Consider the following 14357-nt stretch of genomic DNA (forward strand, 5'->3'; position numbering starts at 1 on the left):
TTTCCATCCCGAAGCAGAGGACTCCTGCGATGACGACCTTCGCCGACGCCCCCGCCCTGGGCGGCCTGACCGTGATCCGCGAGCCGGGCAGGCCCGCCGTCGTGACCACCCCCGGCCATGACTCCATCGAGGCCGCGGCCGCCTGGCTGACCGAGCACCGGACCGCCGTCCAGGCGGAGTTGCACCGCTCCGGAGCGGTGCTGCTGCGCGGACTGCCGGTCCATGACGCGGCGGCTTTCGCGACCGCACGCGACGCCCTGATCGAACAGCGGGCCGGCTACAAGGAGAAGGCGACCCCGCGCACCGACTTCGGTGAGGGGGTGTTCTCCTCCACCGACCTCCCGGCCGCCCAGCCGATCAGACTGCACAACGAGAACAGCTACACCCTCGACTTCCCGGGAGTGCTGCTCTTCGGCTGCATCACCGCGCCCGAGGAGGACGGCGCCACCACCGTCGGCGATATGCGGGAGGCGCTGAGACTGCTCCCCGAGGGGTTGCGCGCCCGGTTCGAGAAGGCCGGCTGGCTGCTCGTGCGCAACTACTCCGAACTGGCCGGCCTGCCCTGGTACACGACCTTCGCGACCGAGGACAGGGCGGTCGCCGAGGCCTACTGCGACGAGAACACCATCGGATACGAGTGGGCGGATGACGACTCCCTCGTCACCCGACAGCGCCGCTCGGCGATCATCACCCACCCGGTGACCGGGGAGCGGGTCTGGTTCAACCACTTCGCGTTCTGGAACAGCCGCACGCTCGACCCGGACGTCCGCGAGGTGCTGGAGGAGACGTACGGCCCGGACGGACTGCCGTTCAACACCTATCTCGGCGACGGCACCCGGCTCACGGACTCCGAGGTCGACGCCATCAACGAGGTGTACGACCGGGTCACGGTCCGGGAGAGCTGGCAGGAGGGCGATCTGATGCTGGTGGACAACATCCTCTGCGCCCACGGGCGGGAGTCCTTCTCCGGCGACCGGAAGATCCTCGTCGCCATGGGCGAGCCGGTCGCGCTCGCCGACTGCTCGCCCGCCAGCCCGGCGTCCACCACCGTCCACGGGGAGTGAGCACCATGACCGCCGTCCTGCCCGAGCGCACCTCGTCTCCCTCCGCCGCGCAGCCGCACGATCTGCTGGAGCGGCTGGCCGTCGCCCCCGGCGGCCGTACCGCCGTGGTCGCCACCGACCGCGAGCTGACGTTCGACGAACTGCGCGCCGGCGCCATGCGGATCGCGGCCGGGCTCGCCGCGCACGGCGTGGGCCCCGAATCCGTGGTCGCGCTCTGCCTGCCGCGCGGCGCGGGGCTGGTCACCGCGTTGATCGGCACCCTCACCGCGGGCGCCGCCTACCTTCCCGTGGATCCCCAACTGCCCGCCGGACGGCGCCGCTATCTGGTCGAGGACTCCGGAGCCGATGTCATCGTCACCCCGGACGGCAGCACCGACGGCGCGTTCCCGGCCGGGGTGCCGCAGCTCGGCCTGGCGGAGCTGCTCGCCGGCGGCACCGCCGCGCCCGCCTACCAGCCGGTCCCGGTGGCCCCGGACAACCTCGCGTACGTCATCTACACCTCGGGCTCGACGGGCCGCCCCAAGGGCGTCGAGATCGGCCGGGGCGCCGCGGCCCGGCTCCTCGCCGAGCTGGAGGACGCCGGGATCGCGGCGGGCGACGGCGCCCGGGTGGGCTGGAACGCCTCCCCGTCCTTCGACGCCTCCGTGCAGCAGTGGGTCCGGGTCTGCCGCGGCGACACTCTCGTCATGGTCGACGACGAGACACGCGCCGACCCCGCGCTGCTCGCCGCGTTCGCCGACGCGCAGGCCCTGACCGATCTCGACCTGACGCCCTCGCACGCCGAACCGCTGCTGGAACTGCTCTCCGCCGACGGTGGGCCGCGCCCGCTGACCCTGCTGGTCGGCGGTGAGGCGATCGGCCCCGCCCTCTGGTCCCGGATCGCGGAACTGACCGCCGCGGGCACGGTCCGTGCCGTCAATCTGTATGGCCCCACCGAGTGCACCGTGGACGCCACCGCCGGGTGGATCGAACCGATCGCCGGGGGGACCCCGCACCTCGGCGCCGTACTGCCCGGGCTGCGGATGCGGGTGCTGGACGAGAAGCTGGCGCCCGTCGGCCCGGGCGGAACCGGCGAACTGTATCTGGCCGGGCCCCGGGTGGGCCGCGGCTACCGGCGCCGCCCCGGGCTCACCGCCGACCGGTTCACCGCCGACACCGGCCCCGGCGCGGAGCTCGGCGGGCGGATGTACCGCACCGGGGATCTGGTGCGGCTGCTGCCGGACGGCCGGCTCGGCTATCTCGGCCGCGCCGACGGACAGGTGAAGCTGCGCGGGTTCCGGATCGAACTCCCCGAGATCGAAGCCGTCATGACCGCCCACGGCTCCGTCGCCGAGGCCGTCGTCGTCCTCCGTGACGACGTCCACGGCGCGCCGGGGCTCGTCGGCTACTACCGGCCCGCGGCACCGGTGACCGCAGCGGCCCTGACCGGGCTGCTGGAGGCTTCGCTGCCGGCGTACATGGTGCCCGCCGTACTGGTCGCCGTGGACCGCTTCCCGACCACCGTCAACGGCAAGCTGGACCGGTCCGCGCTGCCCGCGCCGCCGCACCGGGCCCCGGCCCCGGCTCCGGCCACGGCGGACGACGGTCTCTCGGCTTCGGAGCGGCTGGTCGCCGATGTGTGGACGACCGTTCTGCGGGCGTCCTCCGTCGGCCCCGACGACAACTTCTTCAAACTGGGCGGCCATTCGCTGCTGGCCATCAAACTGGTGTCGCGGGTCCGGTCCGAGCTGGGCTTGGTCCTACCGGTGAAGGCCGTCTACGCCCATCCGCGGCTGCGGGACCTGGCCGCGCACATCGACGGGCTCGTCGCAGCCCAGGACGGATGAGGACATCGCCGTGAACCCTTTGTCGTTCGCCCAGCGCCGTCTCTGGTTCCTGGGGCGGCTGGCGGGCCCCTCGGCCGCCTACAACGCCCCGGTGGTGCTCCGGCTCGACGGGACGCCCGACCCGGCGGTGCTCGGCGCGGCCCTCGCCGATCTGGCCGAACGGCACGAGGTGCTGCGCACCGTCCTGCCCGCCGGGCCGGACGCGGAACCCCGCCGGGAGGTACGGGACGCTTCGGAACTGCCCGCGCCCAAGGTGGTCCGCTGCCCGGCGGCCGAGGTCGACGCGCGGGTGGCCGCCTTCGTCCGGGAACCCCTCGACGTCACCGCCGGACTCCCGCTGCGGGCCGCGCTGTTCGTCCCCGAGGAGACCGGGACCGGTGCGGTGCTGGTGCTGCTCGTGCACCACATCGCCACCGACGGCTGGTCCGTCCGCCCGCTGCTGCGGGATCTGGACACCGCCTACACGGCCCGGCTCGCGGGCCGGGCACCCGGCTGGGAACCCCTGCCGGTGCAGTACGCCGACTACGCGCTCTGGCAGCGGGAGTTGCTCGGCGCGCCGGGCGATCCGGGGAGCCTGGCGGCGGAACAGCTCGCACACTGGCGGCGCGCCCTCGACGGGGCGCCCGGGGCGATGCCGCTGCCCGTGGACCGGCCGCGGCCCGCCGAGCTGTCCGGGCGCGGGGCGACGCTGACCGCGCACGTCCCGGCCGCCACCCACCGCGCGCTGCTGGCCGTGGCCCGGGAGCACGGGGCGAGTGCTCCGATGGCGGTACGGACCGCCCTGGCGGCCGCGCTCACCGCGGCCGGCTGCGGCTCCGACCTGGTGATCGGCACCCCGGTCGCGGGCCGCCCCGAGGAGGAGCTCAACGAGCTCGTCGGGTTCTTCGTCAACACCCTGGCGCTGCGGACGGACGTATCCGGCGAGCCGAGTCCGGCCGCGCTCCTCGCACGGGTCCGCGACGCCGATCTGATCGCGTACGAACACCAGGACCTGCCCTTCGAGCTGCTGGTGGAGGAGCTGGCGCCCGAGCGGTCCCTCGGCCACCACCCGCTGTTCCAGGTGATGCTGACCGTCGACGGCGCCGAGGGTCCGGAAGGCGCCCGGTCCGCCGGGCCGGTGCCGCTGGGGCCGGAGCTGACCGGTGTCCCGGGCACCGCGGACCTGGCAGCCGCCAAGTTCGACCTGACCTTCTTCTGCGCCCGACGGGCGGCCCCTGATGGTTCCCCCGATGGGCTCGACCTGTCCCTCGGCTATGCGGTCGACCTGTTCGACGAGGCCACGGCGGAGCTGCTGCTGGATCTCTTCGTCCGGGCCCTGGAGGCACTGGCCCACGACTCCGGGCGACCGCTCGGCCCGCTGTCGCTGGCCACCGCGGACGAACGGGCCGCGCTGGCGGCCCGGCACACGGCGGCGGCCGCCCGGCGCACCCCCGCGCCGCGCGCCGCCCGGACCGGGCGGCGCGATGCCGGCGCGCCCCGGGAGGAGATCCTCCGCGGGCTCTTCGCCGAGGTACTCGGCCGCCCCCGGATCGGACCGGACGACAGCTTCTTCCGGACCGGCGGGCATTCGCTCCTCGCGGGCAGGCTGGTCAACCGGATTCGGGCCGTCCTGGGGCTGGAGGCGGGCATCCGGGACCTGTTCCTGGCCCCCACCCCCGCGACCCTGCACCGGCGGCTCACCGAGGCCGCCCGGACCCGGGCGGGCGGTACACCCCGGCCCGTACCGCGGCAGGTGCCGGAGCCGGCCCGGCCGGAGCGGCTGCCGCTGTCCGCGTCGCAGCGGGCTCTCTGGCTGCTGGCCCGGATCGACGGCCCGTCCGCCCTGTACAACGCGCCGGTCGTGCTCCGGCTCGACGGGACGCCCGACGCGGTCGCGCTCGGTGCGGCCCTCGCCGATCTCGCCGGACGGCACGAGGTGCTGCGCACCGCCTATCCACAGCTGGACGGGGAGCCGTACCAGCGGATCGTCGCGGGCTTCGCCCCCGTTCTCGACCTCGTCCCGTGCGCGGGCCCGGACGAACTCGACCGGCGGGTGGCCGGGTTCGGCCGGACACCGCTCGACCCGACGGACGGAGTGCCGCTGCGGGCCGCGCTGTTCACCACCGGCGGACCCGGTCCCAGCGCCCTGGTCCTGCTGGTCCACCACATCGCCGTCGACGGCTGGTCCCTCGCCCCGCTGCTGCACGATCTGGACACCGCCTACACGGCCCGGCTCGCGGGCCAGGCACCCGGCTGGGAACCCCTGCCGCTCGGCTACGCCGACTACGCGCTCTGGCAGCGGGAGCTGCTCGCCGAACCGGACGCCCTCCTGGACCACTGGCGGAAGGCGCTGGACGGACTGCCGGAGCGGACGGACCTGCCGTACGACCGGCCCCGGCCCACCGAACCCACCGGCCTCGGCGGCACCGTCGGCGCCCGTCTCGGCCCCGAGGTGGCCGGCGGGCTGGCCGCGCTCGCCCGCGAGCGGAACGCCAGCCTGTTCATGGTGGTACGGGCCGCCCTCGCCGCGGCCCTGACGGCGGCCGGTGCGGGCACCGACCTCGCCGTTGGAACCCCGGTCGCGGGGCGCTCCGACGAGGCCCTGCACGATCTCGTCGGCTGCTTCGTCAACTCCCTGGTGCTGCGCGCCGACACCTCCGGCGACCCCACGCCCGTGGAGCTGGTGGACCGGGTCCGGGAGACCGACCTCGCCGCCTTCGACCATCAGGACCTGCCCTTCGAACTGCTGGTCGAGCAGATGGGCGAGGCCTCGGGACGGGCCCTGGGCGAACACCCCTTCTTCCAGGTGATGCTGACCGTGCGGACCGCCGGTGGGGCGGCCGGCACCGGCCAGGTGCGGCTCGGCCCGCTGACCGCCGATGCCGGGTCCGTCGACCTGGGGGCGGCGAAGTTCGATCTGAGCTTCCACTGCGAGGAGGAACCGGACGGCGGACTGCGGCTGCTCCTCGGCTATGCGCGGGAGGTGTTCGACGAGCCCACGGCCGCTCTGCTGCTCGATGTGTACGGCCGGGCGCTCACCGCGTTCGCCGCGGACGCCGGCCGGCCGCTCAACGCGCTCGGGCTGGTCACCGCTGTGGAGTCGGAAGGGTTCGCGGCCCGCAGGGAGCGGCTCGCCGTGGCGGAGGCGGCAGCGGCGGCAGGACAGCTGGGCGGGCCCGGGGAGTCAGGGCACCCCCGGGTGGAGCTGCTCAGCGGTCTGTTCGCGGAGGTGCTCGACCGGCCGCGGGTCGGCCCCGGTGACAACTTCTTCCGTATCGGCGGGCATTCGCGGCTGGCCAGCCGGCTGGTCAACCGAATCCGGGCGGTCCTCGGCGTGGAGACCGGGATCCGTGATCTGTTCCTCGCACCGACGCCCCTCGCGCTGCACGGACGGCTCCCCGCGGGCCCGGACGCCGGGGAGTGGCCACCGCTGCGCCGCGCCGGACGGCCCGAGCGGATCCCGCTCTCCCCGGCCCAGCGGCGGCTGTGGTTCACCGACCAGCTGGACGGGCCGTCCGCCACGTACAACATCGCGCTGGTACGGAGGCTCCACCGGCCGCTGGACCCGGCCGCACTCGCCGCCGCACTCGCCGATGTCGCCGAACGGCACGAGGTGCTGCGGACCGTCTACCGGACCGAGGGCGGGGAACCGTACCAGCTCGTCCTGGAGGGGGCCCGGCCGCAGCTGGAGCTCGGTTTCCCCGCCGATCCGGTGGCCGCCGCGGACGAGGCGGCGGGCCAGGTGTTCGATCTGGCGCGCGATCTGCCGTTCCGGGCCTGGCTGTTCCTGCCCTCCGGCGGCGACGGGCGGCAGACTCTCGTCCTGCTGCTGCACCACATCGCGGCCGACGGCTGGTCCGTCGACTGCCTGCTCGCCGATCTCGCCACCGCCTACGCGGCCCGGGCCGCGGGCTCGGCGCCCGGCTGGGCGCCCCTGCCCGTGCAGTACGCGGACTACGCGCTCTGGCAGCGGGACCTCCTCGGCGGCAGCAGGCGCCAGGAGCGGCTCGGTTTCTGGGAGCGGACCCTCGCCGGGCTGCCGCCGCTGACGGACCTGCCCACCGACCGGCACCGGCCGCCGGTGCCCTCCGGGCGGGGCGCGCTCACCGGATTCACCGTCCCGGGACCGGTGCGGGCCGGTCTCGAACGGATCGCCCGGTCCACCGGCAGCACCCTCTTCATGGTGGTCCACGCGGCCCTCGCGGCCGTGCTCGCGCGCTGCGGCGCCGGACCCGATCTCACGGTCGGCACGGTCGTCGCGGGCCGGGACGACCAGGCGCTCAACGGTCTCGTGGGATTCTTCGTCAACACCCTGGTCCTGCGCACCGACGCCTCGGGCGACCCGTCCTTCAGCGAGCTGGTGCGACGGGTCCGGGAGACCGATCTGGCGGCGTACGCCCACCAGGACGTGCCCTTCGACCTCGTCGTCGAACACCTCAACCCGCACCGCTCGTCGGCCCATCACCCGCTGGCGCAGGTGATGCTGCGGGTGGACCCGGAGCCGGACGGCGGCGGGTCGGGAGACGGCGGGTCGGACGGGCCGCTGGCCGGTGAGGTGCTGCCCCACGGCTCGTCGACCGCGAAGGCGGACCTGACGTTCGCGCTGACGGGGGGCGCCGGGCACGGCGGTCTGGACGGTGTCCTGGAGTACGCCACGGATCTGTACGCGAAGGCCGGGGCCGAGCACCTGGGCGCCCTTCTGACGGGTGCGCTGGCCCTGTTCGCCGCCGATCCGGAGGTCCGGATCGGGTCGCTTCCGGACGGGCCTCGGCGGCCGGGAACCGGGCCTTACGGCACCGTCGCGGGCTACCGGGTCGACCTCGGGCACGTCCGGGACGTCCTCGGGGCACAGCCCGGGGTCGACGGCGCGGATGTGGTACTCGACGAGGGGAGGGTCGTGGCCCGGCTGACGGGCGAGGTTACGGAGGCGGGTGCACAGTCGTGGGCGGCGGAACGGCTGCCGGAGTACGCGGTGCCGGGGGTGGTGACGGTGACGCGGCCCGGTGACGACCGTCCGCCGGGCCCCGGGGAGCCGTCCCCCGGCGACGGGCGGCTGCCGTTGGTGCTGGCCCTGTTCCGGGAGGTGCTCGACGGCAAGGAGGTGACGGAGGACGCAAACTTCTTCCGCTCGGGCGGGCATTCGCTGCTGGCGGTGCGGCTGCTGAACCGGGTCCGCACGGAGCTGGGCCGGGAGCTGACGCTGCGGGATGTGTTCCGGCACCCGACGCCGACGGCGCTGGCGGCACTGCTGGAGGCGGCTCCGGTACCGCCGGCGGTTCCGGCGCTGAGGAGGCGGGTGCGCCGGGCGCGGTGAGCCGCGGCGCCGGCGGACGGACTACCCGGGTGCCCTGAGCCATTGGGCCCGGGCGCGGTTCCGGCTCGGGCTCCCCCGGTGGGCTCGGTGCTCGCGCCCCAGGCGGCAGTAACGCCCGCCCGGAGCAGGCGGCAGGCAGTAGCGGCAGCCGGGGGCGCGGTAGCTGCCCCGGCAACTGCCCGGTGCGCGGGGCGACGGCTCGTACGTTTGCTGCGCGGGCCCTTTGACCCGGACCCGTCGCCCCCGTTCCCCCTTCTTCTGGAGGCCATGCGATGCCCTCGACCGCTCCCACCGCCTCCGCCGGAACCGACGACGAACCGGACGTCACGGATCCGGAGCGGGTACCGCTGTCGTACGCCCAGCGCCGGCTCTGGTTCCTCAACCGGCTGGAGGGGTCGTTCCCGACGTACAACCTGCCGCTGGTGGTCCGGCTGGACGCGGTGCCCGAGCCCGGTGCGCTTCAGGCGGCGCTCGCCGATGTGCTGGAGCGGCACGAGGTGCTGCGGACGGTGTATCCGGCGGACGGTCACGGCGAGCCGTACCAGCGGGTACTGGAGGGCGCGCGCCCCGAGCTCGCCGTACGGTCGTGCGCGCCCGGCGAGGTGGCCGCCGAGGTGGCCGGGTTCACCGCGGGGACCTTCGATCCGGAGACCGGGCTCCCGCTGCGGGCCGCGCTGTTCCTGCCGGGTGACGGGTCCGCCGTCCTGGTGCTGCTGACCCATCACATCGCCATCGACGGCTGGTCGGTGGGCCCGTTGCTGCGGGATCTCGGTACGGCCTACGACGCCCGGGCCGCCGGTGCCGGGCCGCGGTGGGAGCCGCTGCCGGTGCAGTACGCGGACTACACGCTGTGGCAGCGGGAGCTGCTGGCGGACGACTCGGTGCTCGCCGCGTACTGGCGGGAGGCGCTCGCCGGGCTGCCGCCCCTGCTCGACCTGCCCGCCGACCGGCCGCGGCCCGCCGCGTCGAGCGGCCGGGCCCGTACCCTCACCGCCGCGCTGGACGCCGCGGCGCACGCCGGGCTCTCGGAGCTGGCCGCCGGGGCGGACGCCAGTCTGCTGATGGTGGCGCGGGCCGCGCTCGGCACCGCGCTCGACGCCTGCGGCGCCGGTCCGGACGCGGCCGTCGGCACACCGGTCGCGGGGCGCTCCGACGAAGCCCTGGACGAGCTGGTCGGCTTCTTCGTGAACTCCCTGGTGCTGCGGGCCGATGTCGCCGGACCCGCGGGTCCCCGGGAACTGGTGGCCCGGGCCCGGGACGCCGCGCTGGGGGCGTACGCCCATCAGGAGCTGCCGTTCGACCGGCTGGTGGAGCTGCTCAATCCGCGCCGGGCGCCGGGCGCGAACCCGCTATTCCAGGTCACCCTGGCGGTGCAGGAGGCGGCGGATCCGGCGGCCGGGGAGGTACGGATCGGATCCGTACTGCGGGGCCGGTTCGAGGAGACCGGGCTGGACGCGGCGAAGTTCGATCTCGCGGTGACCTGCGTCGCCCGCCCGGAGCAGGGCGGTCTGGAGCTGTGGTGGACCTATGCCGAGGACCTCTTCGACGAGGCGACGGCGCAGTTGCTTCTCGATGTGTACGTACGGGCCCTGGTGAGGTTCGCCGAAGGCGGGGACGCGCCCCTGCGGCCGGCGGAGCTGCTGCCGGCGGCGGAGCGGGCCCTGCTGGCGGCCCGGCCCGCGCGGACCGGCACGGTCGCGGAGGCCGCGGTGGCGGGTCCGGCGGCCGATCCGGCGAAGGTCGCCGTGCTCCGCCGGGTCTTCGCCGAGATCACCCGCCGGGCATCGGTGGGCCCGGACGACAACTTCTTCGCCGTCGGCGGGCACTCGATGGCAGGCGTCCGGCTGGTGAACCGGGTGCGGTCCCTGCTGGGGGTCGAACTGCGGCTGCGGGACCTCTTCCTGGCGCCCACTCCGGCCCGGCTCGCCGCCAGGATCGCCGCCGGAGCCGGGGGTGCCGCGGCCCGCTCCGGGGAGGTCCGGCCGGGGCCCGCTCCCGTACCGGCGGCCGACCGGCCCGGACGGCTCCCGCTGTCGTACGCCCAGCGCCGGCTCTGGTTCACCGGCCAGCTGGAGGGGGCGAGCCGCTCATACAACATGCCCTTCGTGCTGCGGCTCGACCGTCCGCTGGACCCGGCGGTCCTCGCCGACGCGCTCGCCGACGTCGCCGAGCGGCACGAGGTGCTGCGGACCGTCTACCGGGCGGAGGAGGGGCAGCCGTACCAGGAGGTGCGGCAGTCGGTCCGGCCGGTGCTGACGGTGGTGCGGGCCCGGCCGGAGGAGGAGGCGGCAGCTGTCACCGCGGCGGCCGGCCATGTCTTCGAGCTGGCCGCTGAAATCCCGTTCCGGGCCTGGCTCGTGGAGACCGGCGGGGACGGCGGCGGGCAGGTCCTCGTGCTGCTGGTGCACCACATCGCGGCCGACGGCTGGTCCTCGGGGCCGCTGCTGGCCGATCTGTCCGCGGCGTACACGGCCCGGCTCGGCGGGGCGGCCCCCGACCTGCCTCCGCTGCCCGTGCAGTACGCCGACTACACCCTGTGGGAGCGGAAGCTGCTGTCGGGTCCCTCGGCTGCGACCCAGAAGGCCTACTGGCGCGACCGGCTGGCGGGAATGCCGCCCGTACTCGAAACGGTTCCGGCGCGGACGCGTCCCGCGGAGGCCACGCACCGGGGGGCGGCGGCCACCGTCCCGGCCCTGGACGCGGATGTCCACGCCGCTCTCGGCCGGCTCGCTCTGGCGCACGGCGCGACCCTGCTGATGGTCGTCCAGGCGGCGCTGGCCGCGGTGCTGACCCGGCACGGCGCGGACACGGACCTGCCGCTGGGCACGGTGGTCGCCGGCCGGGACGACCAAGCGCTGGAGCAGTTGGTCGGCTTCTTCGTCAATACGCTCGTGCTGCGGACCGACACGGCCGGGAACCCGTCCTTCGCCGAGTTGCTGGACCGGGTCCGGGAGACGGACCTCGCGGCCTTCGCGCACCAGCAGCTCCCCTTCGACCTGGTGGTGGAGGAGCTCAATCCGGTACGGTCCACGGCCCACCACCCGCTGGTGCAGGTGATGGTGCAGGTGCATCCGGCCGAGCGGGCGCCCCTGCCGGGTTCACCGCTGTCCGGCACTGCGCTGCCCGCCGCGTCCGGGTTCACCAAGTTCGACCTGACGCTGGCGCTGCGCGAGACCCGGGACGCCTCCGGTGCCCCGGCCGGTCTGGAAGGCGCCCTTGAGTACGCGCTCGACCTCTACGACGAGGACACCGCGGCCCAGTTGGCGGCGCATGTGGCCCGGCTGCTGCGGGTGGTGGCCGACGCGCCGGACACCCGGATCGGCGATGTGCCACTGCTGTCCGGGGAGGAGGCCGAGCGCCTGCTCGTGGGCTACAACGCGACGGCGGTACCGCGGGTGCTGCCGGGGCTGGTGCACAAGCGGTTCGAGGAGCAGGTCCGCCGTACCCCGCTCGCGGTCGCGGTCCGTCACGAGGACCGGACCATGACGTTCGCGGAGCTCAACCGGCGGGCGAACGCGCTGGCGCACCGGCTGATCGGTGCCGGGGTGGCGCCGCACGGCGCGGTCGGGCTGCTGCTGGACCGCACGCCGCAGCTCCTGGTGGCGGCGCTGGCGGCGCTGAAGTGCGGGGCTGCGTACGTACCGCTGGACCCTCGGCTGCCGGACACCCGGATCGCCATGATCATGGAGGACACGGGGGCGGGCGTGCTCGTCACCGAGGAGGCGTACGTCTCCACCGGACCGGTGGCGCGACAGGTGGCGGCGGGCGTGCGGGTGCTGTCGGCGGACACTCCGGTGCCGGGCGGCCCGAGCACCGATCCGCGGGTGGCGGTCGGCGAGGACGCCCTGATGTACACGATGTTCACCTCGGGGTCCACGGGCCGGCCCAAGGGCGTCGGGGTCACCCACCGCAATGTGGTGGAGCTGTTCACCGACCGCTGCTGGGACCACCGCAACCACCGGCGGATGCTGGTGCATTCGGCGATCGGCTTCGACGCCTCCACCTACGAGTTGTGGGTGCCGCTGCTGAACGGTGGGGAGTTGGTGTTCTCGCCGGGTTCCGGTACGGATCTGGCGGAGTTGGACCACACGATCCGCGCCCACGGGGTGACCGCCGCCTACTTCACCATGGGTCTCTTCCACATCATGGCCGACGAGGGTCTCGACACCCTCAAACTGCTGGACGAGGTGTGGACCGGTGGGGACGTGGCGTCCCCGGCCGCCCTCCAACGGGTGCTGGACCACTGCCCGGACACGGTCCTGGTGCACAGCTACGGTCCGACCGAGACCACGTTCGCCTCGCACCACCAGCGGCTGGACACGGACTGCCGGGTGCTACCGGGTGTGTTCCTCGGCGCCGCGCTGGACAACACCCGGGTGTACGTCCTGGACGGGGCGCTGCGGCCGGTGCCGGTGGGCGTCGCCGGGGAGATGTACCTCGCGGGCACCCAGGTGGCCCGGGGCTATCTGGGCCGGCCTGGGCTGACCGCGGAGCGGTTCGTCGCCGATCCGTTCGCCGCCGGCGGCGAACGGATGTACCGCACGGGCGATCTGGTGCACTGGACGGCGGGCGGTGAACTGCGGTTCCTGGGACGGGCGGACGGCCAGGTCAAACTCCGCGGCTTCCGCATCGAGCCCGGTGAGATCGAAGAGACCCTGGCCCGGCATCCCGATGTGGGACGGGCCGCGGTGGTCGTCCTCGACGACGGTCCGGGCGGCAGACGGCTGGTGGCCTACGCGGTACCGCGCGCCGGGCGGACCCCGACGGAGCAGGGGCTGCTGCGCTGGGCGGCCACCGAACTCCCGGAGCACATGGTGCCGTCGGCGCTGATGCTGCTGGACGACATCCCGTTGACCGTGAACGGCAAACCGGACCGCGGGGCGCTGCCCGCGCCCGCTCCGGCCGCCGCCCCGTCGGGGCGGGCGCCGAGGACACCGCGCGAGGAGGTGCTGTGCGGGCTGTTCGAGGAGATCCTCGGGGTGACGGGTGTCGGCATCGACGACAGTTTCTTCGCCCTGGGCGGGCATTCGCTGCTGGGCGTCCGGCTGGTGAGCCGGGCCCGGACGGCGCTCGGGCTGGAGCTGGGCGTCCGGGACCTGTTCCGCACACCGACGGTCGCGGGGTTGCTCGCGGACGAACCGTCGGGCTTCGACCCGATGGGCGTCCTGCTGCCGCTCCAGCCCGGCGGCACCCGGCGTCCGCTGTTCGCGCTGCACCCCGGCACCGGTGTCGGCTGGACGTACGTGGGCCTGGCCCGGCATCTAGGCCCGGACCAGCCGCTGTACGCGATCCAGGCCAGGGCGCTGTCGGAGCTGGAGCACCGCCCGGAGTCGGTCGAGGAGATGGCCCGCGAGTATCTGGAGCACATCCGGCGGGTCCAGCCGCAGGGCCCGTACCGCTTCCTCGGCTGGTCGTTCGGCGGCACCCTGGCCCATGCGCTGGCGGTGATGCTGGCGGAGCAGGGCGAACGGACCGAGTTGCTGGCGATGATGGACGTCCATCTGTCGCCGACCGAACCCGAACGGCGCCGGATGACCCCGGCGGAGAAGCGGGAGATGCTGGTCGGCGACGCGACCGACGAGCCCGAGGACGCGCCCTTCGACGTGGCGGGGCTGATCGGGCTGGTCCGGGAGACCGATCCGGTGCTGGGTGGTTTCTCCGACGACGAGATCCGTTCGGTGATCGGCGCCTCCATCGACCATGCGGAAATCGTCAAAATCTATGCGCCCCGTCCGGTGAAGACACAGATGCTGTTCTTCGCGGCCCGGGGAGAGGGCGCCCCTGAGAGCACTCTTTCACGATCCTGGATTCCCTATGTCGACGGCACCGTCGAACAGCACACCATCGGGGTCATCCACACCAGGATGGGCGAGCCCGAACCCCTGGAAGAAATCGGCCTTATCCTTTCGGACACTTTGAGGAGCCTGTCATGACAAACTCCACCAACCCTTTCGACGACCCTGACGGCATCTTCCACGTGGTGGTCAACCACGAGGGGCAGCACGCCCTGTGGCCGGTCTTCGCGGACATCCCCGCAGGATGGGAAGGGGTCTGGGGGCCGGGCCCGAGGGACGGGGCGTTGGAGTACGTGGAGGCCAACTGGACCGACATCCGGCCGAAGAGCCTGCTCGCCCAGTACACCTGACCGGGCTCCGTCCTCCCTTTCCCCAAGAC

The 14357-nt window shown here is 74.2% G+C and carries 5 protein-coding genes; all 5 read left to right on the forward strand.

Going from position 1 to position 14357, the window contains the following annotated elements; translation table 11 throughout:
* The first annotated feature begins 29 nt into the window (after nt 1–29).
* The 5 genes from ABZ348_RS02835 to ABZ348_RS02855 all read left to right on the forward strand — a co-directional run bounded on the left by ABZ348_RS02835 (nt 30) and on the right by ABZ348_RS02855 (nt 14328).
* Complete coding sequence (locus tag ABZ348_RS02835; protein WP_358928619.1) at nt 30–1064, forward strand: TauD/TfdA family dioxygenase; 1035 nt, start codon at nt 30–32, stop codon at nt 1062–1064.
* Between the two features lie 5 nt (nt 1065–1069).
* Nucleotides 1070–2890 carry an amino acid adenylation domain-containing protein gene (locus ABZ348_RS02840; protein ID WP_358928620.1) on the forward strand — a complete coding sequence of 607 codons (1821 nt, stop codon included), beginning with the start codon at nt 1070–1072 and terminating at the stop codon, nt 2888–2890.
* Between the two features lie 10 nt (nt 2891–2900).
* Complete coding sequence (locus tag ABZ348_RS02845) at nt 2901–8183, forward strand: condensation domain-containing protein (protein ID WP_358928622.1); 5283 nt, start codon at nt 2901–2903, stop codon at nt 8181–8183.
* A gap of 272 nt (nt 8184–8455) precedes the next feature.
* Nucleotides 8456–14116, forward strand: a complete 5661-nt coding sequence (locus tag ABZ348_RS02850) for an amino acid adenylation domain-containing protein (RefSeq protein ID WP_358928624.1) — start codon at nt 8456–8458, stop codon at nt 14114–14116.
* The gene (locus ABZ348_RS02855) at nt 14113–14328 is read left to right on the forward strand and encodes an MbtH family protein (RefSeq protein WP_358928626.1); all 216 of its coding nucleotides are present in this window, start codon (nt 14113–14115) and stop codon (nt 14326–14328) included. The genes ABZ348_RS02850 and ABZ348_RS02855 overlap by 4 nt, the downstream gene beginning before the upstream one ends.
* The last annotated feature ends 29 nt before the right edge of the window (nt 14329–14357 follow it).

Source organism: Streptomyces sp. NPDC005963, assembly GCF_040638655.1.
Taxonomy (GTDB): Bacteria; Actinomycetota; Actinomycetes; order Streptomycetales; family Streptomycetaceae; genus Streptomyces.